The organism is Streptomyces sp. NBC_00536 (assembly GCF_036346295.1).
Lineage (GTDB): Bacteria > Actinomycetota > Actinomycetes > Streptomycetales > Streptomycetaceae > Streptomyces.
Genome location: NZ_CP107819.1, coordinates 145,499 through 170,437, shown reverse-complemented (window position 1 = coordinate 170,437; position 24,939 = coordinate 145,499). Strand labels below are relative to the sequence as shown.

Below are 24,939 nucleotides of genomic sequence, written 5' to 3'. Positions count from 1 at the left end.
TGACGTCTCCATCCTCGGGCGCCCGGCCGTGACTCGGCGTCGGCCCTCGGGTCGTGGCTCTCTCCCCCGTCCGGGGGAGAGAGCCACGACCTGCGACCGACCCGCAGGTCACCCGGTTGCCGCGCGGCTGTGACGGCGGACCTGTGCGGGGGCAGACATGCGGTGGGCTTTGTCCCGACCCGAGCCCGTTCCCCTGCCCCTGAGGAACCACATGTCAAGTGCTCCGCCCGCCGTCAGCACCGAACCCGCGCCGTCCACCCGCCGCGGCGGGTGGACGGCGATGATCCTGCTGATCGCCTGCGCCGCCCAGTTCATGGTCGTGCTGGACGTCTCGATCGTGAACGTCGCCCTCCCGGACATGAAGGCCTCCCTCGGCCTGAGCCCGGCCGGGCAGCAGTGGATCGTCAGCGCGTACACCCTCGGCTTCGCCGGGCTGCTGCTCCTGGGCGGCCGGGCCGCCGACCTGGTCGGCGCCCGCCGGACCTTCCTGGTCGGCCTCGGCCTCTTCACCGCCGCCTCGCTCGCCTGCGGCCTCGCCGCCGACGGCGCGACCCTGATCACGGCCCGGGCGGTCCAGGGCATCGGGGGAGCGATCCTCGCCCCCGCCACCCTGACGCTGATCATGACCACCTTCACCGAACCCCGCGCCCGTACCCGCGCGATGGGCGCCTGGAGTTCGGTCAATGCCGTCGGCGGCGCGACCGGCGCGGTGATCGGCGGGCTCCTGACCCAGTACGCCGGCTGGCGCTGGGTCTTCATCGTCAACGTTCCCATCGGGATCGCGATCCTCGCCGCCGCACTCCTCTACGTGTCCGGCGCGCACCGTGGCCACGGCGGGCTGCGCCGCCTCGACCTGCCCGGCGCGCTGTCGGTCACCGTCGGCCTGACCGCCCTGGTCTACGGGATCATCTCCACCGAGAGCTCTCCCTGGGCCTCCCCGAAGGTCTGGGGCGCCCTCACGCTCGGCATCCTGCTCCTGGCCGCCTTCGCCGTGATCGAGTCCAAGGTCGCCGCCCCACTGGTCCCTCTCGCCGTCCTGCGCCGCCGCACCCTGGCCATCGCCAACCTGGTCATGATCGCCCTCGGCTCCGCCATGTTCGCGATGTGGTTCCTGCTGTCCCTCTACGTCCAGCAGGTCCTCGGCTTCAGCGCCCTGAAGACGGGCATGTGGTTCCTGCCCGGCTGCCTCGCCGTCATCATCGGTACGAGGACCTCCACCCACCTTCTCCGCCGCACCGGCCCGCGCCCCCTGCTGGTCACCGGCATGGCCATCAGCACCTTCGGTTTCCTGTGGCTCTCGCGCATCGCCCCTGGCGGCGTGTTCACCACCGATGTGGCCGCGCCCTTCGTGTTCTGCGCCCTGGGCCTGGGAATGTCCATGCTGCCCGTCACCGCCGCGGCCACCGCCGGCATCGACCGGCGCGAAGCGGGACTGGTCTCCGGGCTGGTCAACACCTCCCGCCAGGTCGGCGGCGCCCTCGGCCTCGCGATCCTCGCCGCCATCGCCGCCCACACGGCTCGCGGCCACCTCAGCCCCGGGGTGCAGGCGCTCACCGCCGACTACGGCCACGCCTTCCTCTGCGCCGCCGTCTTCACGGCCTGCGCGGCCCTCGGCTCCCTCCTCCTCCCCGGCCGCCCGGCCACGGCGGTCCCCGGCCCCACGCCCGGCGGGGCGGAGTGACCGGCCCGTAGCCCCGCCCCCGTACTCGTACGAGCCGTACACGCCGTACCCCCGCACCTGGCTGCGGTACGGGGGTACGGGGGTACGGGGGTACGGGGGTCGGCCGAGGTCCGGGGGAGGGACCGGTCGCGAAGTCGTCCGGGTCAGACCGTTGCCAACTGCGGAATCAGCCGCAGGGCGTTCTCGCGGTAGATCCCTCCCAGTTGCTCGGGAGTGAAGGCCGGGTCGGCCTCCAGAGCGGGGAGCGCCAGGTCCATGACCGTGTCCGCGGGCGCGGCCGGCCAGTCGGTGCCGAAGAGGATGTGGTCGGCGGGCACGTGGGCGAGCAGCGTCGCGGCGGGCGCCATGGGCCCCGCCGTGTCGTAGAAGAAGCGCCGCAGGTGGCTGCGGACCGCGCCGGCATCCACCGGCGGGTCACAGAACCGTCCGAGGGCCTCCAGGCGAGGGGCGATGTAGGGCAGGAACCCGCCGGCGTGCGGCAGGATGACGGAGATGTCGGGGAAGCGGTCCAGGGTTCTCTGGCTGATCATGTTGACGGCGGCCCGAGTGGTGTCGAGCAGGAAGTCGCACATGAAGTTCGGGATGCCCGGTACCGTCATCGCCCCGGGCCTGCCACCCGGGAGATGGTGCGGGTGGGTGTCCACCACGGCCGCGTGGTCGTTCAGCTCGGCGAAGATCCGGTCGTAGACGGGATCTCCGAGGTACACGCCCCCGTAGTTCGCCGTCACGTTCACCCCGACGGCGCCGAGCTGCCCGAGCCCGCGGCGGACCGCCCACGAGGATGCTTCGAGGTCGTCCAGGAACAGCGGGACGTAGAACGAGAACCTCGCCGGATACTCCTGCGCCACGTGCATCATCGAACGCAGGGTGATGCTGATGGCCTCGCGCAACTGCGCGGACGAGCGGTAGCGCGCCGGCAGCATCGGCTTCAGCACGGCCGTCTCGATCCCCGCGTGATCCATGAACCGGACCGCGTCCTCGGTGCGGCGGTGCGCCCATCGGGGCAACTGCGCCGGATCGATCAAGCCGTGCTGCGCCGCCCACTCGCGCCATTCCGGCGCGCAGAAGTGGTGGTGCATGTCGATCTTCGGCCGGGACGCGTGGTCATGGTGCGGGTCGGCCGTCGCGTCGCCCCGTTCCGCACCCGCGTGTTCACCCGCGCCCCCGGCGGGGGCCGCCACCCCTCGCGCGGATCGTTCCTCGAAGTTCAGGCCGGACGTGCTCCCGCTCCCGGAATTCGGCATGCCACACCACCACCCATCGGGTTCGGCTACTTGACGGAGACCTTCGGCGCCGGGGCCGGATCACCGGCCGGCCGCGAAGGCTCCAGGACGACACGGAGCCGCTCCAGCCCCCGGAACGCCGCGAAGGGACCCTTCAGCCACGCGCCGCCGCTCTCCTCCTCCTCGGCCAGCTCCATCTCGGGGAACTCCCGCAGCAGGCACGCGAGCGCGATTTCGAGTTCGAGCCGGGCCAGCGGGGCTCCCAGGCAGTAGTGCGTTCCGTGCCCGAAGCCCAGGTGCGTCCCCTGGATGCCCTCGCGCGTCACGTCCAGGACGTCGGGGGACTCGAACTTCTCGTGGTCCCGGTTGGCGGAGGACAGCGCGATCTGGACGAGAGCGCCCTTGGGGATCACGGTTCCCCGGATGTCGGCCTCCTCGGCCGCGTACCGGAACGTCGACGTCTCCACCGATCCGTCGAACCGTACGAGTTCCTCGACCGCACCCGGGATCAGCGCCGGATCCCTGCGGAGCTTCTCCAACTGGTCGTGGTGGTGGAGGAGGCCCAGGACGGAGTTCCCGATCTGGAACGCGGTGGTCTTGTGCCCGGCGAAGAACAGAACCCACATCGACGCGATCAGATCCGCGTCGTCAAGAGCTTCCTCCGCGGTGATGAGGTCGCTGAGGAAGCAGTCCGACGGGTTGGCGCGCGTGTCGGCGACGAGCTGCCCCAAGCGCTTCTGCAGCCAGTCCTCGGCCGCCTTCAGTTCCGCCTTCAACGCGGGGTTGAACCTGGACCGTGTCACCACCCCGAACTGCTCCAGGATCGCGGGCCGGTCCGGTTCCTCGATGCCCATCAGCTCGCACAGCACCGCGATGGGCAGCGGGAACGCCAGGGAGGACATCAGGTCGACCGCGTTGCGCTTGCGGCATTCCCTCAGGAGCCCCTCGGTGATCTCCGTGATCCTCGGCCGCATGGCCTCCACCCGCCGCGGGGTGAAGGCACTCCTGAGCACGCGGCGGAGCCGGGTGTGGCGCGGCGGGTCCGAGAAGAGGACGTTGTCGTCCAACGCGTCGAAGAAACTGCCGAACACCGCGTGGTAGGTGTCGATGGCCCCGCGCATGTTCTTGCTGAAGCGCCGGTCCGACAGGGCGTCCCGGGCGTCGTCGTAGCGGGTGATCAGATAGGTCTCGACCCCGTGCGGAGGCGTCAGCCGGCACACCGGATCCTGCTCGCGCAAGGCGGCGTAGGCCGGATACGGGCATGCGCGGAACTCCGGCGCCCCCCTGGACACGGCCGACACGATGTCCTGCAGCGCCGGGCCGCCGGTCGGTGCCGCATGCTCCTGCGTCATGTTCCGTGTCCTCCGTGGCATCGGTGTTCCGTTGACTGGACACACCGGTTCCCCGTGCGGACCGCTCGCGAAACGGCCCTTGGTTCGTTCGAGTCAGGGGCTCAGCCGTCCGGTCCGGCCACCTGGCGCCCCCGCCGGACGCGGGCCATCCTGTTCCACACGATCCCCGTGTCGCGTCGACGACCGGGGCCGGGCGCGGTGGCTGCCGAGGACTATCCCGGTATGGCGCCGGGGACGGCGTCGGCCAGATCGCGGCTCGCGTCCCACAGGCGCGACGCGACGGACGTGTCGGCGAGGTGGTTCCACAGCGGTTCGGGTCGGGGCTCGCCGCGCAGGCCGAAGACGCGCGGTCCCCACAGCCGGCCCCCGTACACGGCCGGGTCGAGCACCGCTCGGACCGCGGGCCACGCGCCCGCGTGCTTGCCCTGGACGAGGAGGGCCGCGGGGGCGGCGCCCAGGCGTGCGCCGGTGGTGCGCACGTGCAGCGGTGGCCGTGACGGGGTGAGGGAGTCCAGCGCGCCACCGGGATGGACCACCACGCTCGACACCCTGCTCCCGGCGGCGCGCAGGCGGCGGTCGAGTTCGAGGCCGAAGTGCATCTGGGCCAACTTGGAGCGTCCGTAGGCGCGCTTCGGCTGGTAGTCCCTCCGGCTCTGCAGGTCCTCCAGGTCGAGCCGCTCGGACTTCGCCGCGAAGCTGCCCACGGTCACCACGCGGGCGGCAGGCGCGGCCGACAGCAGCGGCATCAGCCACTGGGTCAAGGCGAAGTGCCCGAGGTGGTTCGTGCCGAACATCAGCTCGTGACCGTCCACGGTCTCCTCGCGCGGCGGGTCGTCGAGCGCGACGCCTGCGTTGTGGACCACGGCGTCGAGGCGTTCCACTCCCAGCGATTCCACCGTTGCTTCCAGCGACGAGAGGTCGGCCAGGTCCAGGCGTACGGACCGCACCCGCGCCCCGCGGAGACGGGCCCGGATCGAGGCCGAGGCGACCTCAGCCTTGGCGGGATTCCGGCTGCCGAGCACGACGGTGGCCCCGGTCCCCGACAACTGTTCCGCGACGAAATACCCGATCCCGGCGTTGCCGCCGGTGACCAGGAAGACACGGCCATCGGCGCGGGGCAGCCGGTGGACGTTCCAGGGCGGGGTGGAGGATGAGGAAGACACGGCGAACGAACTCCCGGCTGGTGCGGGCGGCTGCTGACGGCCGCGGCCGCCCCCTTGGGCGGCTCGGCACCCACGGTTCCACCGGCCACCGACACCTCTCCGACGGCACCGACACCCCTCCTACGGATCGCCGACAGTGCCGTCGGCCGTCCGAGGCCCGGGGAAGACCTTAGCGGCCCGACAAGATCATGTCTACAAACTTGTAGACGTAGCGGCGTTGTGTCATGGTGCCGCTCATGACGACAGCTCAACTCCGCCAGCACGGCGGCCCGTCCGTGCCCGCCCGGCCGATGATGAACAAGGTTCCGCAGGTCACGGCACTGTTCTGGGTCATCAAGGTGCTGACCACGGGCATGGGCGAGACGGCCTCGGACTTCCTCGCCCACGTGATGGACCCGATGATCGCGGTCGCACTGGGCGCGGTGGGCCTGGTGACATGCCTGGCCGTGCAGTTCCGGCTCGACCGGTACGTGGCCTGGGTCTACTGGACCACGGTCGTCATGGTCAGCGTCTTCGGCACGATGGCGGCCGACGTGCTGCACGTCGGCCTGGGCGTTCCGTACACGGAGGCCACGCCCGTCTTCGTGCTCGTCCTCGCGGTGATCTTCGGGGCCTGGTACGCGACCGAGCGGACGCTCTCGGTGCACACCGTCAACACCCGTCGCCGCGAGGCGTTCTACTGGGCGACCGTACTCGCCACCTTCGCGCTCGGCACCGCCGCGGGTGACCTGACCGCCACCAACTTCGGCCTCGGCTACTTCGCCTCCGGCCTGGTCTTCACGGCGCTGATCGCCCTCCCGGCCCTCGCCCACGCCAAGCTCGGCCTGGGCGCGGTGGCGGCGTTCTGGTCGGCGTACGTCCTCACGCGGCCGCTGGGCGCCTCCTTCGCCGACTGGATGGCCGTCTCGCACACCCGCGGGGGCCTCGGCCTCGGCCTCGGCCCGGTCACCCTCGGCTGGACCCTGGTCATCCTCGCCCTGGTCGCCTACCTCTCGACCACCCGCCGCGACATCGAGGCGTGACTCACTGCGCGGCGGCGTCCTCGTAGGTCTCGCCCGGGTTCGCCGCGCCGCCGAGCAGCCAGTTGTACTGGCCCGGGAACCGCGAGTCGTTGTCCGGCCACCGGTGCACCAGGATCCGGCCCTCCGTGTCGCGGCACACTACGGTCAGAGGGATACCTTCGCGTCCCAGTCGATGTGGTGGTCGAACTGCCAGGCCGTCTTCTCCGGGTTGATCAGCTTCATGCCCACCGGCATCAGGAGGTCGCGCAGCACCCGGCCGACCGGGCCCGGTGCTTTGTTGCTGTTCGTGCGGGCGCCGAGCTTGATGATGCGTTCGACGCGGGGGCGGCGCAGCCGTTCGTACGCCGCGAAGGCCTGGTCGTACGGCAAGTCCCGCAGGCAGCGGGCCAGTTCGACGGCGCTTTCGGAGGCGATGGAGGCGCCCTGCCCCGAGCTGGACGACGCGGCGTGCGCCGCGTCGCCGATCAGGGCCAGGCGGCCGTGGGTCCAGGCCGGGACGCTCGGCATGTTCTCCATCGGGCCGGTGATCAGCAGCCGGCCGGGGTCGGTGGCGCTGATCATCTCCAGGGCAGGGGCACTGTCGTCGGCGAAGACGGTGCGCAGGGTGCGCATCCATTCCTCCACGCCGATCGCCTGGGCCTCGGCGACTGTCATCGGGGCGGAGCGCGGAAGGTTCACGAACCACATCGCCGAGGAGTCGTCGAAGACCTGGTAGCCGAAGAAGGCGCGCTTGCCGAAGCACATGTACATGACGCCGTCGGTGGAGGGCAGCGCGCAGGAGTCCATCCGGGCCCCGAAGCAGACCAGGCCGGCGTAGTGCGGCTGTGGTGCGGCCGGGTCGATCAGGGAACGCACCGTGGACCGGATGCCGTCGGCGCCGATCAGGATGTCGGCGCTCGCCTGCGTACCGTCCGCGAATCGCGCGGTGACGCCGGAGCCGGTGTCCGTGGCGCTGACCAGCCGCTTGCCGTGGTGGATGGGTACGGAGCGGCGCTCCGCCTCGTCGTGGATCTCCCGGTAGAGGTCGGCGCGCCAGACGAACTGCGGGACGGGCAGGCGCGAAGGCGGGGCGAACCGTCCGAGCTCCCTGCCCGTCCCGCTCCGCAGGGCCATGGACGTGACCGGGGAGCCGATGGCGCGGACGAGGTGGCCCGCGCCGATTGCGTCGAGGGCGTCCTGACCGTTGGGGGCGATGGTCATGCCGCCGCCGACCCCGTCCGCCGTGGACGCGTAGGACTCGTAGACGGTGGCCTCGATACCCGCCTGTCGCAGGGCCATCGCGGCGACCGGTCCTGCGATCCCGCCCCCGATGACGAGCGCGCTGCGCGCTGTGCCGGTGCGGGCCGTGTCAGTGCTGGTCATGACTGGTACCCCCTCGTGGGTCGTCGATCGTCGATCGTCGGTGCTCTTGCCCCGACGCTTCGATAGTTGCACTGAAACTAGTTTCTAGTCAACTAGTTCTGCTGTCGCTAGAATCGGGTCCGTGACCTCATCTGCCCCCCGCAGCTCCCCGCTCGCCCTGACCGTCCTGGCTCTGCTGCACTACAAGCCGCTGCACCCCTACGGCGTCCAGCGCCTGATCAAGGACTGGGGCAAGGAGCAGGTCGTCAACGTCAGCCAGCGCGCGAGCCTCTACCGCACGATCGAGCGGCTGGGCGCCGCCGGGCTGATCGCCGTCCGGGAGACCGGGCGTGATCAGCAGTACCCGGAGCGGACCGTGTACGAGATCACTGACGCGGGGCGCGAGATCGCCCGCACCTGGCTGGAGGAGATGCTCTCCGCACCGAAGCAGGAGTTCCCGGAGTTCCCGGCCGCGCTGTCGAACCTGCTGCTGCTCACGCCGCAGGACATGGCCGACGTACTGGACCGGCGGGCCGACGCACTCGCGGAAAAGCTCGACGGGCTGGAATCGGCCCTGGTCAAGGAGGCGGAGCAGGGGCTGCCGCGGATCACCCGGCTGGAGACCGAGTACCTGAGGGCCGTGACGGTCGCGGAGCTGGAGTGGGTGCGCGCGGTGGTCGAAGATCTGCGGACCGGTGGGCTCGCCTGGTCGCAGGAGCGCCTGGACGCGCTCGCGTCCGGACCGGCGGAGGAGTAAGGCCGGCGGCGGGGTGAGGCGGCCCCGGCGGCCGGCGTTAATTCGCGGCGTGGCACGGCGGTGGGGGTCTATCGTGCCCGCCATGATCAACTGGCAGAACATCGAGGACGCCGACTGTGCCGTGCCCGCCGACCGCCCCCTGGAGGAACTCGTCAGAGGACTCTCCCGAGCCCTGGCGGATCCCGATCCGCTGATCCGGGACGGTGCCGCCTACGGAGTCCTGTCGACCTGGATAGCCCGCGGGGTGATCGACGCGCCCCGACGCCTGGCGCTGGGCGACGAGATGGCCGCCCGCTTCCTCGACCGGGAGGTCCAGGCCCGTACGTTCGCCCCTCTCGTGCTCGACATGCTCGTGAGCGCGGGGGACCTCCGGGATGACTGGGTGGTCGCCTTCGAGCGGTGGTACCCGACGGAGCAGGACCTGCGCGGCTACGACGACACGCTCGGCTGGATCCATGCGGTGGCGCACGGCGCGGACCTGCTGGGCCGGTTGGGGTGCCTCCCCGAGGTGTCACCGGTGCGAATGCTGGACCTTGCCGGTGCCCGGCTGACGGCGCCCACCGACCACGTGTTCGACCAGCTTGAGGACGACCGTCTGGCGCGGGCGATCGCCCGTATCCTCACGCGGTCCGACATGAGCGAGCGCGACGCGACGGCATGGCTGGACCCGATCGGCATCCGCTTCGGAGCCGACCGTCTGACGACCCCGGTCCCCGCGCACCTCACCAACTGCCTGCGCACGCTGCGCATGCTGTACGTCTTCGCGGACCGAGGCGTACGGCCCGATGCCGCGTCGGCACCGGATGCCCTCCACCACCGCGAGGCGGTCAAGGCGCATCTGGCCGTGGTCCTCGATCTGATCGTCAAGCGGTAACGACGGCTTGCCGCCGGGCTCGACGGCGGAAGCCTGCCGTTCGCCGGAAGCGGCCATCCGACGGCCCGAGGTCGCTGGTCAGAGTGGACTTCGCCGCCGCCCCGTGCGTCCGGCCGGGACGGGAATCGCTCGCCTCCTAGCGTGGGCCGGAAACGATCCGGGCACACCGCCGCCAGGATCCCGGCCTTTCGGAGACGCAGAACCGTGACCGTTGACAACGCCGTGCTCACCGGGGACTACGTCCTCGACCCCGCTCACACCCGGATCGGTTTCGTCGCCCGCCACGCCATGGTGACGAAGGTCCGCGGCGCGTTCCAGCAGTTCGAGGGCACCGCCCACCTGGACGGCGCCGATCCGGCCCGGTCCTCCGCCCAGGTGGTCATCAAGGCCGAGAGCATCAACACCGGTGTCGAACAGCGTGACCAGCACCTGCGCACCAACGACTTCCTCGACGTTCCCAACTTCCCCGACATCACCTTCCGCACCACTTCGGTCGAGCCTCGCTCCGACACCGAATACCGCGTCACCGGCGACCTGACCATCAAGGACACCACCCGCCCCGTCACCGTCGAATTCGAGTACACCGGCAACGCCGTCGACCCCTACGGCAACCTGCGCGTCGGCCTGGAAGGATCCGTGGCCATCTCCCGCAAGGAGTTCGGCGTCACCTGGAACGCGGCGCTGGAGGGCGGCGGCGTGCTGGTCGGTGACAAGGTCGTCCTGGAATTCGACATCTCCGCGATCAAGCAGGCCCAGGCCTAGAAGGCACCTGGCAGGCACCGCGGCAGTGTCGGGCCGGGGATCCGGGCCCGGCGTCAGTGGTCGGCGGCCTGGTGGAGCGTGGTCCAGAAGTCGTGGATGAGCCGCGCCGAGTCCGGGGTGGACATGCCGACCTGGGTGAGCAGGATTCCGGTGATCCGGCTGCCCGGGTCGGCGTGGGCCGTGGTGCCGGTGCCGCCGTCCCAGCCGAACTGGCCGATGGGCGCGTGGTCGCCACGACGGGTCCGTACCGCCATGCCGAAACCCCAGCCGCCCTGCTGCCCCTGGCCGACCGTGAGGTGGGCGATGTTCCGGTACATGGCGTCCCGGGCTTCCTGTAGCCCGGGCGTGAGGCGGTTGGTGGTCATCAGCTCGACTGCGGCCCGGGACAGGATCCGTTCGCCGCCGTGCATGCCGTGGTTCAGCAGCATCCGGAAGTAGGCGTGGTAGTCGTCGGCGGTGGAGACCAGACCGCCGCCGGCGCCCTGGAACTCCGGGGGCCGACTGGTCCTTCCGCCTTCCGCCTCGTCCCACACGAGGAACTCCCCGGTCCGCGGGTCGGGCCCGTACAGGGGCGGCAGCCGGTCGATCTTGTCGGCGGGCACGTGGAAGGCCGTGTCCTTCATCCCCAGCGGATCGAGGACGCGTTCGCGCAGGAACGTTTCCAACGGCCGGCCCGTGACCCTGGCGACCAGCACGCCGAGCACTTCGTTGCTGAGGTCGTACTGCCACCGTTCTCCGGGCTGGTACGACAGAGGCAGCTCGCCGAGGCGGCGCATCCACTCGTCCGGCCCGGGCGCCGGCCCGGACACCACGCTGTAGTCGGTCCGCGCGAAGGTCGCGGCCCTGATGGGGGAGTCCATCAGATCGAAGTCCACTCCGAGCCCGAAGGTGGAGGTCATCAGGTCCCGTACGGTGATCGGCCGCCTGGCCGGCACGGTGTCCTCCAGCGGGCCGTCGGGCCGCTTGAGCACCCGGCGGTCGGCGAGTTCGGGCAGCCACGGGTCCACCGGCTCGTCCAGGCGCAGCCTGCACTCGTCGAGCAGGACCATCGCCGCCGCCGTCGTCACCGGCTTGGAGGTGGACGCCATCCGGAAGATCGTGTCCCGGCGCATCGGCGTACCGCCGTCATGACGCATCGTCCCGATCGCTTCGACGTGCGTCTGCCCGTCACGGCTGACCAGGGCGACCAGCCCGGGAATCCTCTTGGACTCGACGTGCCGGGCCAGTACCTCGCGCAGTCTGCGCAGTCCGGCCTCGGAGAAGCCGCTCTTGTTTGCACCCATCGTGAAACTCCATTCCGGATCGAAGAGGTGGGAAGAGGTGGACCGAGCCCCGTCCGGGGCTGCCACACGAGGAGCGTGCACCCTGACCCAAGGTCAAGGTCAACCTTCAGTGCGCGTTACCCTCGCTCCTGTGATCGACCGTGATGGGGAGGGGTGCTGACCGGATGGCAGACGGGCTCACGATCAGTCAGGCGGCGGCGTTCGTCGGCGTCACGGTCAAGACCGTTCGGCACTACCACCGGCTCGGCCTGGTCGCCGAGCCCGGACGTGACGGTTCCGGCTACCGGCGTTACGGTTCGGCCGACCTCCTCCGGCTGGTCCAGGTCCGGACCGTCGCCGGAGCCGGTGTGCCGCTGGCGGGGATCGGGGACCTGCTCGACGCCGGTCCGGAGCGGTTCGCCGCCACCCTGGACGACGTCCGTCGTCGGCTCACCGAACAGATCGAGGACCTGACCGCGCGACGCGACACCCTGCACCGGCTGGCACAGGGTGACCGGGCCCTGCTGCCCGACCGCGCCTGCGCGGTCCTCGACAGACTCGTGGCGCTCGGCTTCGATCCGGACTACGTGGCCACGCAGCGGGAGGCCCTGGTACTGGCCCGGGCGCTGGTTCCGGAGGTCTACGAGGCCTTCCTGGCCAGGCTTGAACACGGGCTCGGCGACCCCGAGTTCGTCGCGCTGACCCAGCGCGGCCTGGACGCGGCGTCCTGGGAACCCGACGACCCGCGGATCGAGGAACTGGCGTCCGCGCTGGCCGCCAAACTGCTGTCCCACGACGCTCCGCCGACGATGCCGACCGGACCGACCGGGCCGACCGGATCGCGCCGGCAGTCCAACGCCTCCGCCCGGTACGGACTGGTCAACCACCACCGGGAAGAGCGGGCGCCGTCCATCGCCCGGCTGAACACGCTGGTCGAGGCGCACCTGCGCGCCGCCGGGGTCGACATCCCGCACCAGTGATCCGCGTGGGGATTCACCCGGCGTCGGGACGCGTGCGGAGCCAGTACGAGCGGGCCGCGATGGTCAGGGCGATGCCGTAGACGGCGAAGGAGAGGAAGCCGATCCAGCCGACGAGCAGCACGTCGCGCAAGGTGTGGAAGTCTCCGAGCCGCACCGTCACCCTGCCGGCCGTGGCCAGGGCCAGGTATCCGACCCCCAGGACGCCGTACGGGGCGAGCGTCGCGGCGCCGAGCAGAGCAGGTACGAGCGGGAGCCAGCGCGGCACCCGTCGGCCGCGCAGGAACAGCGTCCAGCGCGGGTAGACCTGCCCCCACGGGCGGACCAGCCCCCAGAGCAGGAAAACGCCGAGCAAGGCCAGCAGCACGGTGGGGTCCAGACCCCACGACTCCAGGGTGAGGAAGATGCCCGAGGCGCCGTTCCGCTCCGAGGTCGCGAGCGCCTCCTCACCGGTGATCCCCGCGAACGTGCCGCCCGACGCCCAGATCAGCTTCATCGCCGCGTACGGGGCGAAGGCCAGCGTCCCCGTCCAGGCGGCCAGCTGGACGCGCTTCGGCGCGGTGGTCGGCGCGGGTACGGGACCACCGGCGGGCACGCGGTCGGACCGGGCCGTGGCCGCGAGCAGGATCGCGCCGAGCGCCGCCAGGGCCTTGTTCGCGGCAGAGGCCCGGCTGTCCACACCTTGACCGAACAACAGCGTGATCACGTCCATCAGCAGGCTGAAGGCCATGATCCCGGCCAGCCCGCACACCACCCAGAGCAGCGCCCGCAGCGGTGGCAACAGTCCGTGGCGCACCACCGAAGCGCCGGCCAGTGCCCCCAGCAAGCCCACCGCCATGACCGCCCACCCCAGCCCGGAGGCCCCCGTGCCGCCACCTTGGTAGCGCAAGGAGGCCCCGGTCAGCTCGCACGCCAGGCCGAACCCGGCGTACAGCACCGCCCACACCATCGTTGCCCGGACCACCCAGCCCGGCCACCGCTGTCCCCGAGCGCTCCGGGGCACATTGATCGTCCGTCCCACAGAAGTCATGTCCCGAACGTCCCATCGACCGCGGGCGGGTGGCATCGGCCACCGGAACGATCCACCTCCCCCGGGCGGGTGAGGGACCCGTTGACCCGCTGAGGTGGGGTCCGCGGAGGTGGGGAGGCTCAGGCCTCGCGGACGAACTGCGCGCAGTCCGGGCAGTCGTCCAGGTACCGATGCCGGCACTCAAGGGTGTGCTGCAGGAAGACGATGGCCTGTCGCGTGCGGACGACCTCGCTTTCGAGCGCGGCGATCTTCGCCCGCACAACGGCCTGCGCCGCCTCCTTCTTCGGCGCCATGGCAGCGATGACCTCCGGCAACGAGAGCCCGACGCGCCGCAGTTTCAGCACGGTGCGTGCCTGCTCAACGGCGTTGTCGTCGTAGAGGCGGTAGCCGTTGGCATCGCGGCGCACGGTGAGGGCCCCCACCTCCTCCCAGTGCCGCAGCACATGAGCCTCGACGCCGAGTTCCGCGGCTGCCGCTCCGACCGTATGCATCCGCATGCCTTGCCTTCATGTCGACCTGAACCCCTAGCGTCTCGATCATGCCTGACACCCCTCGCCCCACGGGCACCCATGACGGTCCATCGGTCCTGGTCACCGGCGCGGCCGGCAATCTCGGCCGTGAGGTCGTCGACCGCCTCCTGGCACAGGGCGCGCGCGTACGCCGCCTCGTGCACCGTCCCACCACCGGCCCCCGCTCCGCGGTCGAGTCGGTGGTCGGTGACCTCACGGACCCCGCGGTGTTCCGTGCCGCACTCCAGGGCGTCGACGCCGTCCTTCTCATCTGGCCGCTGCTCGACACCGACCCCGCCCACCACGTGGTCGCGGAACTCATCGCGGCCGCGCCCCGTGTCGTCTACGTGTCCTCGACCGCCATCGATGACGGCGCCGCCCGCCAGAGCGATCCCATCGTCCAGGTGCACGTCGACATGGAAGTCCTGCTGCGTGAGGCGGGGTTGCGGCCCGTGGTACTGCGCAGCGACACGATGGCCTCCAACGCCCGTGGTTGGGGCGCGCAGTTGCGGGTGGGTGACCTGATCGCGGGCCCGGACATGGCGCGCACGGCCGTTGTCGACGAACGCGATGTCGCCGATGCGGCGGTCACCGTACTGCTCGCGCCGGACCGCACCCAACTGGACCCGAAAACCTACCTGTTGACTGGACCCGAGGTGCTCGACCGCGGCGACCAGGTCGCTCGACTCGGCGCCGCACTCCGGCGCCCTCTGAGCTTCCGGCCGCTTCCCGTTGATCTCGCTCGATCGCGCATGCTCGCGGACGGCCGTCCGGAGCGCCTGGTGGAAGCACTGCTGGCCGCCTCGGTGCGCCGACCGGAGTCACACCTCATCACCGATCACGTCGAGCGGCTCACCGGCACACCGGCCGGTACCTTCGCGAGGTGGGCCGTCGACCACGCGGGTGGTTTCAGACGTGAGAGCAGTGACTCGTGATGTTCGATACCGGATATCTCAAGTCCGCTTATCGGTACGGAAGTTTTGTTGACGGTGTTGTCCAGCTGGGCAACACTGACTGGCGGTCGCGTCACGAGCGACCATTGCGTATTCAGTGAAGCCGCTCGACACCTGGTCACCAGAGGTCGTGGTGGCCTGTGGTGCCACTTCTGTCAGGAGGACTCTCCATGGAAGCTCCTACCGTACAAGCACCGCTGGGCGACACTCGCATCACCAACGAGGAGTTCGACCTCGTCATCGGTGAGCTGGAGCAGGATGCTCCGGAAAGCACCCGGGACATCGGGAGCTGTCACCGCGTCTACTGCATGCTGTAGCAAGAGTTCCCGGAGCTTTCCCCGGGAACGGCTCCACCCCGAACCACGTCGCGGTGCCGCCGGTTTCGGCGGCACCCGACTCGTGCTGTGCCACATCCAACTGTGCCACTTCTACCGTCAGGGGATATCGATGGAGACTTCGACCGTTCAGCCGCGACCGGGTGACACCCTCACCGCGGACGAGGCGTTCGACCTGGTGATCGGTGACCTGGAGCAGGGCGTCCCGGACCACCAGGAGACCAGAATGATGAGCTTCCCGCACTCGTCGTCCTGCGCGGGCGTCTACTGCTGCTTCTAAGTACGGCGCACATCACGACGCCGCGCGGCGCCGGCCCCGACCGGCCGCGCCGCGCGGCCGTTTTAATCGACCGCCTGGCTGGGGACTGAATGGAACTGCGCGATCCCGGCGGCGCCATCGGCGCACCCGAACTTCCGCCCACCACGCGGAGGTTGATGGCGGCCTTGGCCGACGGCAGGGCGGGCGGGGCGTTCCCGCCCGTGGTCCGCCCCGGGCCGGACGGCACGCTCGTCATCGAACGCCCATTGGGCGGCCCGTCCGACGCGCGGGCTCTGGCGCACGCACTGGCCGACGCCCGCTTCGCCCCGCTGCACGAGGTGCTGCGGCGGATCGACGCCTGGTCCGCGCGGGCCGACACGGACACCCGGCGGTTCGATCCGCAGGTGCTACGACCGGAGAACGCGGATCTGTTCGGGCCGCTGCTCACCGAGGCCCTGGAAGCCTGTGTGGACGAACCGCCCGAGCGCGCCGCCGCCTTCGTCGCCCAACGGGCCCAGCAGTACCTGGAGTTCCTCACCCTCTTCCTGGAGCGGCTGGCCCGCGACCAGCCCTCCGACCGCCGGGTCACCGGCCTGTGGGCGAACGGCGAGGAGACGCACAACGGCGGACAGCGGGTGCTGCGCGTCGAGTTCGCCGACGGCGCCCGGCTCGCCTACAAGCCGCGCCCGGCGACCGGCGAGATCCTCTTCCTGGCCCCCGAGGACTCGGTGTTCACCCTGCTCAACGGGCTGCCCCCGGCGTCCGGTCCGATCCGGCTGCCGATCATGAGGTGCTGGACGGGCAGTGGCCCGGACCGGGCCTGCTACTCCTGGCAGGAGTGGATCGAGCCGCCGGACGCCTGGGGCGTCCTGCGTACCGACGGAGAGCTGAGCCTGCGCGGCGCCGTCCTCGACCCCGGGGCCGCGGCCCGCTACTGGCACCGCGCCGGATCGCTGGCCGCCGCCGCGTTCGCGTTCGGGATCGCCGACCTGATCGGCGGCAACGTGCTGATCGGCCAGCGCCCGGGGGACGGCGAGCCGCTGCTGTTCCCGGTCGACCTGGAGGCGTACTTCGCCGGTCTGGACCGGCTGTTCGAGACCGGGCTGCTGTACGACCCCGCGGTCTCCGCGCAGCACCACACCGGCCTGGAGAACGTCGCCCGCTGGTGTGAGCTGGACGGCCCCGCGACCTGCTGGCGCCCCCAGCCGGACGGCTCGCTGCGACTGGAACGGCGGACCCTGTCCCTGACCCGGACCGAGACCCGCACGGTGGTCGGGGACACCGGGGGCCGCGCCGGATACGGCCCCTACCTGACGGCGCTGCTGCGCGGCATGTTCGACGCCTGGACGCTGATGTGCCGGGGCCGCGCCCGGATCGCGGAGTTCATCGGGGAGCGGGCCGCCGGGCACGTGGTGCGGTTGATCGCCCGCCCGACCGCCGAATACCCGCACGGCAGCGACATCCCGTTCACGGACGGCGAGTTGGAGCAGCTCGCCCGCGGCGACGTCCCGTACTTCTTCCGCGCGGCCGACGGCGGTCCGCTGCTGGCGATGCGGATGCCGCCCGGCCGCGAGCTGCGGACGTACCCGACCGACGCCCCCGGATGGGGCGAGGACCGGCCCTGGCCACCGGTCGCCGCCGTCCGCGAGGGCGGGAAGCTGGACCTCGCCGGGCTCGGCATCGCGCTGCGCGACGCGGTCGAGCACGTACACGGCGATCTGGACCCGGAGCGGAGCGAGCTGCACGACCCCGAGCACGGGGTACGGCTCAGGCTGCGCGGCCCGCGCGAGGGCGAGGTGTCCTTCGACTGGCCGGAGGCGGCCCGCCGCATCACCTATGTGTGGGACGAGGCGAAGCTGCGGCTGCGCATCGACTCCCTGACCGACGAGGCAGGGCCGGCGCGGACGGCCGCCGAGATCCGCGAACGTCTGCTGCGCCTGGGCCGGATCGACGCGTCGCTGCGCGCTCCCTGGGCCGCCGGGGGCTTCACCGACACCGAGCTGGAAGCGCGGCTCGACCGGCTGACCGGCGCCGGGATCTCCTGGCTGCGGGGCGTGGTCGCCGAGCACGGCTGGCCCGGCCGGAGCCTGGTCGGTGAGGAGGCCGCCACGGTGGCGAGCGCGCTGCTCCAGCACCACACCGGTGACCTCGCGTTCCAGCGCGAGTGCCTGGCCCTGATCGAGACCGCGGCCGAGGACGGCGACATGCTCCGGCGCGATGTCGCCCACCTCACCGACGCGCTGCGCCGGGCCGAGGGCCGCCCGCAGTTGTACGGCACGAAGTTCGAGCGGGTCGCGGGCGGCGCGCTGCGGCCTTGCCCGATCGAGGACGAGGAGCGGGTGGACGAGCGCCGCGCGGCCGTCGGCCTCGATCCGCTCGCCGACTACGCGGCCCTGCTGGCTGAGAAGTACCCGGCACCCGACACTGAAGGGGTACAGGCGTGATCGCGACCGACTGGACCGAACTCCTCGCCCGCGCCTGGGGCAAGGAGCCCGCCGTACTCCCGGCCGCGGCCCCGGCGGACCCGGCGCACGTCCACCGCACCATCGTCGCCGCCTGCGCGTCCTTCCGCGCCGGAACGGTGTTCCGGACCTTCCCGCAGGTCCGCTTCCACACCCCGCTCGGCTGGCTCGGCGCGCCGGGACGGCTGCTGCCCGACGCCGCCGACCCGGGCCCGGCCGCCTACCGGGACCGGATGCGCAGCGAGCCGACCGGCAGCGGGCCGGACACGGGATTCCTGCTGAGCGTCCGTCAGCCGCTGCACACCGACTATCCGTTGTGGTCCGCCGTTCGCGACCGCCTCACCGAGCTGTGGCGCCAGGTGGGCTGGCCGTGCCTGCCGGTCGAGGCCGAGCTGACCGAGGGGGACGACTTCACCCGGGTCCGGGGCCTGGCCATCGACTCCGAGCACGCGGTGCTGACCTGGGTGCTCGACGGCGTACTGGAGGCCGAACTGTACGGGGCGGACGGCGAGCCGCGCGTACTGCGGGCCGGCTCCGGCGAACTGCTGTACTGGCCGGAGGGCTCCCGCTGGCGCGAACACCACCTCGACGGCTGCGTGACGCTGCGTATCTCCGTCCCCCGTGCGCAGCGCCTGGCGACCGGCGCGGTCAAGAACCTGCTGGCCGAGGAGGTACGGGACCGCCTGGAGTACGACGGCACGGTGCCCTGCCTGCCCTACCCCCCACCCACCGGCGGACCGGCCGCCCCGCCCGCCCCCATGATCGCCGTCGGCGAGGCGGCCCGCGCGGCAGCCGGGGGCGCGGAGCTGCCCGCCGCGCTGCGCACCCGGTGGGCGGCCTGGTGCTCCTCTGCCGGGCTGGAACCCGCACCCGAGCCGCGCGCCGACGTCCCGCTCACCCCCGGGCAGCGGCTGCGCGTGGTGCGCGAGATCGTCCGGCTGCCGGACGGGCCCGGCCGCCGGATCTGGGCCGTCAACGGGCACGCCTTCCCGATCGGCGGGGCGGCGGGGGAACGGATCGCCCAACAACTGCGGCCCGGCAGCGAACTGACGGTCGGTGAGCTGTGCCGGGCGGTGGGCACGGACGAGGACAACAGCGTCGTGACCGCGCTGCTGCGCAAGCTCTACCGGCTGCGCGGGATCGAACTGGCCGACGCCGAGAGGACGGACGGATGACAACAGCACACGTGGGTGACCTGGCCGTCGTCCAAGGCCCCCTCGACTGGGACGAGTTCACCGCACACTACTGGGACCGGCGCCCGGTGCTGATCAAGGCCGTCCGCTCGGCACCCTTCGAGCTGCGCGAGGTCTTCGCCGCCACCACGCTCGCCACCCGGCCGCCCAGCTCGTACCTGATGCCGCCGAACGCGCAGTTCGCCGTCGGACGCTTCCAGCAGACCGAGCCCGCGGACTGGTTCCCGCGCACGGGTGACGGCACGTTCGACGGCTACCGGCGGCGGCTGGACACCGAGCTGGCGGCCTTCTCGAAGGAGACCCGGTACGCGCTGGTCGTGCACGCCTTCCACGCCTTCCACGCCGGACAGTGGGAGCGCGAGCGGGCGTTCTTCGAACCGCTGTGGGAGCGTGCCGGGCTGCCGCTGTCGGGGGCGATCACGACGCTCTTCCACGGCAACTACGAGCACACCCCGGTCGGCGTCCACAAGGACCGCTTCGCGACCTTCCTGTTCGCCCTCGAAGGCCGCAAGCGGATGCGGTTCTGGCGGGAGCGCCCCTGGACCGAGCCGGTGACCACCGTGCTCGACTACCAGCCCTACCTGGCCTCCTCGTTCACCGCCGAGCCCGAGCCCGGCGACCTGCTGTACTGGCCCGCGGACTACTACCACGTCGGCGAGAGCGTCGACGGCGGGGCCGCGACCAGCGTCAACGTCGGCGTGCCGCGCGAGGCGCACCGCGCGGTCTACGACGTGGACGACCTGCTGCTGGGCAAGGCCCCGGACGCGATGGTCGACCCGGACGCCGGCCTGGTGCGGCTGCCCGCCGCCACAGCCCCGCTGTCGGTGCCCGAACCGCCCGCGGACGGCGCACTGCCCGAAGCGCTGGAGCAGACCCTGCGCGTCTTCCAGGAGTACCGCGACCCCGACCGGATGCGGGACCGGGTCGCCTCGGTCTCGCTCCGCAACTGGAGCGCCTCCGGCCTGTGCCCCGTACCCCCGCCCGAGGTGCCGCAGCCCCTGGACGACGGCACGGCGGTACGAGCCCGCGCCCGGATCCTGCACGAGCGGGCCGACGGGGCGCTGCTGTGCGCCGCCAACGGGCACGTGGCGCGCACCGTCCTGACACGGCACCAGCTGGAACCGCTGCTGCGCCGGCTCGCCGACCGGGAGCCGGTCCCGGTCCGCGAGCTGCTGGCCGCCCTGCCCCCCACCGCCCACGAAGAGGCCCGCCGCCTGCTGGAGTCCCTGGAATCCTTCCGCGCCCTGACCCGTACATAGGCGGAAGGTGTGCAACTCGTCGTTCGAGGAGCGTTTCGACCCATCGATAGTCTGTGTCGTCATGACGCGCACTTGGATCTTGCCGATACTGCTTGTGCTCTGCGGCTCACTCGTTTCGACCGGACTGCTCTTCAGCGGGAGCCCCGGCGAAGCGGCAGCATTCCTGCCGGTGTTCGTGCTGCTCGCAGGCGTGAACTCGCCTCTGGTTTTCCCGAGATCGATGGGTGCGCTGGAGGCTCAGCGCCGCAGCGCGGCCGATGGCCGACCGGTCGTCTTCTGGCGGCCGGGCTGCAAGTACTGCATACGAATGCGTATCCGGCTGGGCCGCAACGCCCGCCGGCTGTACTGGGTCAACATCTGGCGAGACCCGGCAGCAGCCGCAGCGGTGAGGGCGGCCAACAACGGCAACGAGACCGTGCCGACCGTCGTCGTGGCGGGCCGGCCACACACCAACCCCGATCCCGCATGGGTGCGTGAACAGCTGGCCTGAGGGCGCCTGCGGCCGTTGAGGTCTGTGCGGGCGAGCCGGTGAGACATACTTCGCTGCTATTGGTCCAGACCTATTGACCAGCCGTGGTGACCCTCCTACGATCCGGTTCGGCACAGCCCCACATGTCCCCCCTCAACCCCAGCCCGGCGTCGCGCCCCCATGCGTCGGTCATGTCCATGACGCCAGGCCGGAAGGGAGCGCACCATGTTCCGTCGGAGATCACGCACGACCGACCGCGCCCAGCGCGGACCAACCGTCCTACGGCGTTCCCTCGCCGGGATGAGCGCGGTCGCCGTCATCGGTGCGGGCATGGCCGTGGCCGGGACCGTCACGGCCGGGGCGGTCACCACCAACCTGGTGGCCAACTCCGGATTCGAGAACGGACTGTCCGACTGGTCCTGCTCCGGCGGCTCCGGCGCGGCCGTCGGCAGTCCGGTCCACTCCGGCGCCGCGGCGCTCAAGGCCACGCCGACCGGCCAGGACAACGCGCAGTGCACCCAGACCATCAGCGTGCAGCCCAACTCGCAGTACACGCTGAGCGCTTACGTCCAGGGAAGCTACGTCTACCTGGGCGCCACCGGCACCGGCATCACCGGAACCCCGTCGACCTGGACGCCGAGCAGCCCGTCGTACGGCCAACTCAGCGTCGCCTTCACCACCGGGCCGAGCACCACCTCGGTGACCGTCTACCTGCACGGCTGGTACGGGCAGCCCGCGTACTACGCGGACGACGTCTCGCTCACCGGCCCCGGCGGCGGCAACCCCACGCCGACCGCGACCCCGCCGACCACCGCGCCGCCTACCACCGCGCCCCCGACGACGGCACCCCCCACCACCGCACCGCCCACCACCGCGCCCCCGACCACCACCCCGCCCGGCGGCAGCTGTCCCACGAAGCCCAAGCCGTCGGGCAAGGTGCTGCAGGGGTACTGGGAGAACTGGGACGGCGCCTCCAACGGCGTCCACCCCGGCATGGGCTGGGTGCCCATCACGGACAGCCGGATCGCCGCCCACGGATACAACGTCATCAACGCGGCCTTCCCGGTGATCCTCTCGGACGGCACCGTCCAGTGGCAGGACGGCATGGACGCCAACGTCAAGGTCTCGACCCCCGCCGAGATGTGCCAGGCCAAGGCGGCCGGGGCGACGATCCTGATGTCGATCGGCGGCGCCGCCGCGGGCATCGACCTGAGTTCCAGTACGGTCGCCGACCGGTTCGTCGCGACCGTCGTCCCGATCCTGAAGAAGTACAACTTCGACGGGATCGACATCGACATCGAGACCGGCCTGTCCGGAAGCGGCAACATCAACACCCTGTCCGCTTCCCAGGCCAACCTGATGCGCATCATCGACGGCGTACTGGCCCAGATGCCCGCGGGCTTCGGCCTGACGATGGCCCCCGAGACCGCGTACGTCACCGGCGGAAGCGTGACCTACGGGTCCATCTGGGGGTCCTACCTGCCGATCATCAAGAAGTACGCCGACAACGGGCGGCTGTGGTGGCTGAACATGCAGTACTACAACGGCAGCATGTACGGCTGCTCCGGTGACTCCTACCAGGCCGGTACGGTCCAGGGATTCACCGCGCAGACCACCTGCCTGAACAACGGCCTGACCATCCAGGGCACCACCATCAAGGTCCCCTACGACAAGCAGGTGCCCGGGCTGCCCGCCCAGCCGGGCGCGGGCGGCGGCTACATGGCGCCGAGCCTGGTCAGCCAGTCGTGGAACGCCTTCGGCGGTTCGCTGAAGGGGCTCATGACCTGGTCGGTCAACTGGGACGGCTCGAAGGGCTGGACCTTCGGTGACAACGTCAGGTCCCTCCAGGGCCGCTGAGCACAGTTCCTGAGCTGCCCCGGGAGTCGCCCCGGGATCCCGGCCGGTCGAAGGACCGGCCGGGATCACCGTCTCTATCTGACGGAACATCAAATCCGTTTGTTTGGAAGGTCTTTGACCTTTCTTGATCACCCCGTGTCCCCGGCATGAACCGTTCCTGGCAAGAGTTGCGCGGTACACGGTGCACATCGTGCCCCTCCGTGTACAGCTCGCGACAACTCCACCTCACCGCAGGGGATCACATTGAGAAGCACCCGCACGCGGCGCCGCACCCTGGGCGCCATGGCAGCGACACTCCCGCTGCTCACCGGCGCGTTCGCCCTCGCGATACCGTCCGCGCAGGCAGCCGGGCCGGTCCCCGGAGGGAGGGCGGCCCTGGAAGGAACCCAGCCCTCCTGGGCCACCGCCTCCGCCGACCAGGGCGGATCCGCTCCCTCCACCAAGGTGAACGCCCGGGTGTACCTGGCCGGTCGGGACGCGAAGGGCCTCAGCGCGTACGCCGCGGCCGTCTCGGACCCGCACTCCGCCACCTACGGGAAGTACCTGAGCCCCGCCGAGGCGCAGCAGCGCTTCGGGGCGACCGCCGACCAGATCGGGGCCGTCACCCACTGGCTCCAGCAGGCCGGCCTCTCCGTCACCGGCTCGAACCAGCACTACATATCCGTCTCCGGAGACGTGGCGGCGGCGGAGAAGGCTTTCGCCACCCAGCTGCACGACTACCGCAAGGGCGACAAGGTCTACCGGGCCCCCTCGAAGACGGCCTCCGCCCCCGGGGACCTGGCGGGCGCGGTGCTCACCGTGACCGGCCTGGACAACGCGCCGCACACGTCCACGCACCAGGACACCCTGCCCGGCCCGGGCGCCGGCTTCCGTAACGCGGGCCCCTTCTCCACCTACTTCGGGTCGAACGTCGCGACGACGCTGCCCGACGCCAACGGCACGAAGATTCCCTACGCGGTCAGGGGCTACACGGGCCAGCAGCTGCGGGCGGCCTACGGCGCGGGCGGGTACACCGGCCAGGGCGTGACCGTGGCCATCACGGACGCGTACGCTTCGCCGACCATCGCCCAGGACGCGCAGAACTACGCCCAGCGCAACGGTGACAAGCCCTACAAGGCGAATCAGCTCCGCCAGGTCGTGCCCGGCGACTACACGGCGACCGAGGCGTGCGACGCGTCCGGCTGGTACGGCGAAGAGACCCTCGACGTCGAGGCCGTCCACGCCGTCGCACCGGACGCGGACATCGTGTACGTCGCCGGTGCCTCGTGCAACGACCCCGACCTGCTGGACGCCCTGAACAAGGTCGTGGACAGCCGGCTGGCCGACATCGTCTCCAACTCCTGGGGCGACATCGAGGCCAACGAGACCCCGGACATCGCGGCGGCCTACGACCAGACGTTCAAACTCGGAGCCATCGAGGGCATCGGCTTCTACTTCTCCTCGGGCGACAACGGGGACGAGGTCGCCAACACGGGCAAGAAGCAGGTCGACACCCCGGCCAACTCGGCATGGGTGACCGCCGTGGGCGGCACCTCCCTGGCCGTCGGCAAGGGCAACACCTACCAGTTCGAGACGGGTTGGGGCACCTTCAAGGCCCCGCTGAGCGCCGACGGCGCCAGCTGGACGGGCTTCCCGGGCGCTTACACGAGCGGCGCGGGCGGTGGCACGAGCGGGACCGTCGCCCAGCCCTTCTACCAGCGGGGTGTCGTGCCGGACGCACTCGCCAAGGCGAACGGCGCCGCGCGGATGCGCACCGTGCCGGACATCGCGGCCATCGCGGACCCCAACACGGGCTTCCTCGTCGGGCAGACGCAGACCTGGCCCGACGGATCGGTCTCGTACGACGAATACCGCATCGGCGGTACCTCGCTCGCGGCCCCGGTCATCGCCGGCGTGCAGGCGCTGGCGCAGCAGGCCCGCCACTTCCCGATCGGCTTCGCGAACCCCGCGATCTACTCCCGGTTCGGAACCCCGCTCTACCACGACGTCACGGACCACCCGCTGGGCAAGGACCGTGACCTGGCCGTCGCCCGCCTCGACTTCGTGAACCGCGTCGATGCCTCGGGCGGGGTGCTGACCTCGGCCCGCAGCCTCGGCAAGGACAGTTCGCTGGCCGCCGTCCGCGGCTACGACGTGGTGACGGGCGTCGGTTCGCCGGCCTCGGGCTACGTCTCCTCGTACCGCAGGTAATTCTCGTAG

22 protein-coding genes and 1 pseudogene are annotated in these 24,939 nt (G+C 71.2%); 15 read left to right on the top strand and 8 right to left on the bottom strand.

The features are described 5' to 3' along the window. Positions 1-211: 211 nt before the first annotated feature. The gene (locus OHS33_RS00770) at positions 212-1,681 is read left to right on the top strand and encodes an MFS transporter (RefSeq protein ID WP_330328406.1); all 1,470 of its coding nucleotides are present in this window, start codon (positions 212-214) and stop codon (positions 1,679-1,681) included. A gap of 143 nt (positions 1,682-1,824) precedes the next feature. Here the strand turns inward: OHS33_RS00770 and OHS33_RS00765 are convergent, their stop codons facing one another. From OHS33_RS00765 to OHS33_RS00755, 3 genes are all read right to left on the bottom strand, one after another. Then, complete coding sequence (locus OHS33_RS00765) at positions 1,825-2,925, bottom strand: amidohydrolase family protein (RefSeq protein ID WP_330328405.1); 1,101 nt, start codon at positions 2,923-2,925, stop codon at positions 1,825-1,827. A 26-nt stretch (positions 2,926-2,951) separates the two neighbouring features. Next, entirely contained in the window at positions 2,952-4,256 is a 1,305-nt protein-coding gene (locus OHS33_RS00760; protein WP_330328404.1) for a cytochrome P450 family protein, read from the bottom strand. A gap of 212 nt (positions 4,257-4,468) precedes the next feature. Continuing rightward, entirely contained in the window at positions 4,469-5,419 is a 951-nt protein-coding gene (locus OHS33_RS00755) for an SDR family NAD(P)-dependent oxidoreductase (RefSeq protein ID WP_330328403.1), read from the bottom strand. A 236-nt stretch (positions 5,420-5,655) separates the two neighbouring features. On the opposite strand from OHS33_RS00755, the gene OHS33_RS00750 reads away from it, so the two are divergent. Then, a complete protein-coding gene (locus OHS33_RS00750) occupies positions 5,656-6,441 on the top strand; it encodes a COG4705 family protein (RefSeq protein ID WP_330328402.1) in 786 nt (261 codons plus the stop codon). 4 nt (positions 6,442-6,445) lie between these two features. Here the strand turns inward: OHS33_RS00750 and OHS33_RS00745 are convergent. Beyond that, positions 6,446-6,586: pseudogene (locus tag OHS33_RS00745) on the bottom strand (NUDIX domain-containing protein); the annotation flags it as partial. Further along, the gene (locus tag OHS33_RS00740; protein WP_330328400.1) at positions 6,586-7,803 is read right to left on the bottom strand and encodes an FAD-dependent oxidoreductase; all 1,218 of its coding nucleotides are present in this window, start codon (positions 7,801-7,803) and stop codon (positions 6,586-6,588) included. The gene OHS33_RS00740 and the pseudogene OHS33_RS00745, both read right to left, overlap by 1 nt. A gap of 121 nt (positions 7,804-7,924) precedes the next feature. Between OHS33_RS00740 and OHS33_RS00735 the strand changes: the two genes are divergently transcribed. The 3 genes from OHS33_RS00735 to OHS33_RS00725 all read left to right on the top strand — a co-directional run bounded on the left by OHS33_RS00735 (position 7,925) and on the right by OHS33_RS00725 (position 10,175). Next, complete coding sequence (locus tag OHS33_RS00735; RefSeq protein WP_330328399.1) at positions 7,925-8,539, top strand: PadR family transcriptional regulator; 615 nt, start codon at positions 7,925-7,927, stop codon at positions 8,537-8,539. An 82-nt stretch (positions 8,540-8,621) separates the two neighbouring features. After that, positions 8,622-9,413, top strand: coding sequence for a DUF2785 domain-containing protein (locus OHS33_RS00730; RefSeq protein WP_330328398.1), 792 nt, complete (start codon positions 8,622-8,624; stop codon positions 9,411-9,413). Between the two features lie 204 nt (positions 9,414-9,617). Next, on the top strand, positions 9,618-10,175 hold the full coding sequence (locus OHS33_RS00725; RefSeq protein WP_330328397.1) for a YceI family protein: 558 nt from the start codon (positions 9,618-9,620) through the stop codon (positions 10,173-10,175). A 53-nt stretch (positions 10,176-10,228) separates the two neighbouring features. On the opposite strand, the gene OHS33_RS00720 is transcribed toward OHS33_RS00725, so the two are convergent. Beyond that, entirely contained in the window at positions 10,229-11,458 is a 1,230-nt protein-coding gene (locus tag OHS33_RS00720) for a serine hydrolase domain-containing protein (protein WP_330328396.1), read from the bottom strand. Positions 11,459-11,622: 164 nt separating this feature from the next. On the opposite strand from OHS33_RS00720, the gene OHS33_RS00715 reads away from it, so the two are divergent. Further along, a complete protein-coding gene (locus OHS33_RS00715) occupies positions 11,623-12,417 on the top strand; it encodes a MerR family transcriptional regulator (RefSeq protein ID WP_330328395.1) in 795 nt (264 codons plus the stop codon). Between the two features lie 13 nt (positions 12,418-12,430). On the opposite strand, the gene OHS33_RS00710 is transcribed toward OHS33_RS00715, so the two are convergent. Next, positions 12,431-13,444 carry a hypothetical protein gene (locus tag OHS33_RS00710; protein ID WP_330328394.1) on the bottom strand — a complete coding sequence of 338 codons (1,014 nt, stop codon included), beginning with the start codon at positions 13,442-13,444 and terminating at the stop codon, positions 12,431-12,433. Positions 13,445-13,563: 119 nt separating this feature from the next. Further along, positions 13,564-13,941, bottom strand: coding sequence for a MerR family transcriptional regulator (locus OHS33_RS00705; RefSeq protein WP_330328393.1), 378 nt, complete (start codon positions 13,939-13,941; stop codon positions 13,564-13,566). A 41-nt stretch (positions 13,942-13,982) separates the two neighbouring features. Here OHS33_RS00705 and OHS33_RS00700 point away from each other — a divergent pair, with 41 nt between their 5' ends. The 9 genes from OHS33_RS00700 to OHS33_RS00655 all read left to right on the top strand — a co-directional run bounded on the left by OHS33_RS00700 (position 13,983) and on the right by OHS33_RS00655 (position 24,930). Further along, positions 13,983-14,888 (top strand): NAD(P)H-binding protein, encoded by a 906-nt coding sequence (locus OHS33_RS00700; RefSeq protein ID WP_330328392.1) that lies wholly within the window; start codon positions 13,983-13,985, stop codon positions 14,886-14,888. A 188-nt stretch (positions 14,889-15,076) separates the two neighbouring features. Next, entirely contained in the window at positions 15,077-15,223 is a 147-nt protein-coding gene (locus OHS33_RS00695) for a hypothetical protein (RefSeq protein WP_330328391.1), read from the top strand. A 130-nt stretch (positions 15,224-15,353) separates the two neighbouring features. Continuing rightward, positions 15,354-15,521: a hypothetical protein gene (locus OHS33_RS00690; RefSeq protein ID WP_330328390.1), complete on the top strand. Its 168-nt coding sequence runs from the start codon at positions 15,354-15,356 to the stop codon at positions 15,519-15,521. Positions 15,522-15,610: 89 nt separating this feature from the next. Further along, positions 15,611-17,944, top strand: a complete 2,334-nt coding sequence (locus OHS33_RS00685) for a DUF4135 domain-containing protein (RefSeq protein ID WP_330328389.1) — start codon at positions 15,611-15,613, stop codon at positions 17,942-17,944. Further along, the gene (locus OHS33_RS00680) at positions 17,941-19,137 is read left to right on the top strand and encodes a hypothetical protein (protein WP_330328388.1); all 1,197 of its coding nucleotides are present in this window, start codon (positions 17,941-17,943) and stop codon (positions 19,135-19,137) included. The genes OHS33_RS00685 and OHS33_RS00680 overlap by 4 nt, the downstream gene beginning before the upstream one ends. Further along, a complete protein-coding gene (locus OHS33_RS00675; RefSeq protein ID WP_330328387.1) occupies positions 19,134-20,414 on the top strand; it encodes a JmjC domain-containing protein in 1,281 nt (426 codons plus the stop codon). The genes OHS33_RS00680 and OHS33_RS00675 overlap by 4 nt, the downstream gene beginning before the upstream one ends. Before the next feature lie 61 nt (positions 20,415-20,475). After that, on the top strand, positions 20,476-20,904 hold the full coding sequence (locus OHS33_RS00670) for a glutaredoxin domain-containing protein (protein WP_330328386.1): 429 nt from the start codon (positions 20,476-20,478) through the stop codon (positions 20,902-20,904). A gap of 279 nt (positions 20,905-21,183) precedes the next feature. Beyond that, entirely contained in the window at positions 21,184-22,740 is a 1,557-nt protein-coding gene (locus OHS33_RS39750; RefSeq protein ID WP_443065173.1) for a carbohydrate binding domain-containing protein, read from the top strand. Positions 22,741-23,022: 282 nt separating this feature from the next. Then, positions 23,023-24,930: a S53 family peptidase gene (locus OHS33_RS00655; RefSeq protein ID WP_330328385.1), complete on the top strand. Its 1,908-nt coding sequence runs from the start codon at positions 23,023-23,025 to the stop codon at positions 24,928-24,930. Positions 24,931-24,939 lie beyond the last annotated feature (9 nt).

What these genes read in the sequence shown, in the direction of transcription:
- OHS33_RS00770 (WP_330328406.1), top strand. Translation starts at nt 212, where the DNA reads ATGTCAAGTGCTCCGCCCGCCGTCAGCACCGAACCCGCGCCGTCCACC.
- OHS33_RS00765 (WP_330328405.1), bottom strand. Translation starts at nt 2,925, where the DNA reads ATGCCGAATTCCGGGAGCGGGAGCACGTCCGGCCTGAACTTCGAGGAA.
- OHS33_RS00760 (WP_330328404.1), bottom strand. Translation starts at nt 4,256, where the DNA reads ATGACGCAGGAGCATGCGGCACCGACCGGCGGCCCGGCGCTGCAGGAC.
- OHS33_RS00750 (WP_330328402.1), top strand. Translation starts at nt 5,656, where the DNA reads ATGACGACAGCTCAACTCCGCCAGCACGGCGGCCCGTCCGTGCCCGCC.
- OHS33_RS00740 (WP_330328400.1), bottom strand. Translation starts at nt 7,803, where the DNA reads ATGACCAGCACTGACACGGCCCGCACCGGCACAGCGCGCAGCGCGCTC.
- OHS33_RS00730 (WP_330328398.1), top strand. Translation starts at nt 8,622, where the DNA reads ATGATCAACTGGCAGAACATCGAGGACGCCGACTGTGCCGTGCCCGCC.
- OHS33_RS00720 (WP_330328396.1), bottom strand. Translation starts at nt 11,458, where the DNA reads ATGGGTGCAAACAAGAGCGGCTTCTCCGAGGCCGGACTGCGCAGACTG.
- OHS33_RS00715 (WP_330328395.1), top strand. Translation starts at nt 11,623, where the DNA reads ATGGCAGACGGGCTCACGATCAGTCAGGCGGCGGCGTTCGTCGGCGTC.
- OHS33_RS00710 (WP_330328394.1), bottom strand. Translation starts at nt 13,444, where the DNA reads ATGACTTCTGTGGGACGGACGATCAATGTGCCCCGGAGCGCTCGGGGA.
- OHS33_RS00705 (WP_330328393.1), bottom strand. Translation starts at nt 13,941, where the DNA reads ATGCGGATGCATACGGTCGGAGCGGCAGCCGCGGAACTCGGCGTCGAG.
- OHS33_RS00700 (WP_330328392.1), top strand. Translation starts at nt 13,983, where the DNA reads ATGCCTGACACCCCTCGCCCCACGGGCACCCATGACGGTCCATCGGTC.
- OHS33_RS00695 (WP_330328391.1), top strand. Translation starts at nt 15,077, where the DNA reads ATGGAAGCTCCTACCGTACAAGCACCGCTGGGCGACACTCGCATCACC.
- OHS33_RS00690 (WP_330328390.1), top strand. Translation starts at nt 15,354, where the DNA reads ATGGAGACTTCGACCGTTCAGCCGCGACCGGGTGACACCCTCACCGCG.
- OHS33_RS00685 (WP_330328389.1), top strand. Translation starts at nt 15,611, where the DNA reads ATGGAACTGCGCGATCCCGGCGGCGCCATCGGCGCACCCGAACTTCCG.
- OHS33_RS00675 (WP_330328387.1), top strand. Translation starts at nt 19,134, where the DNA reads ATGACAACAGCACACGTGGGTGACCTGGCCGTCGTCCAAGGCCCCCTC.
- OHS33_RS00670 (WP_330328386.1), top strand. Translation starts at nt 20,476, where the DNA reads ATGACGCGCACTTGGATCTTGCCGATACTGCTTGTGCTCTGCGGCTCA.
- OHS33_RS39750 (WP_443065173.1), top strand. Translation starts at nt 21,184, where the DNA reads ATGAGCGCGGTCGCCGTCATCGGTGCGGGCATGGCCGTGGCCGGGACC.
- OHS33_RS00655 (WP_330328385.1), top strand. Translation starts at nt 23,023, where the DNA reads ATGGCAGCGACACTCCCGCTGCTCACCGGCGCGTTCGCCCTCGCGATA.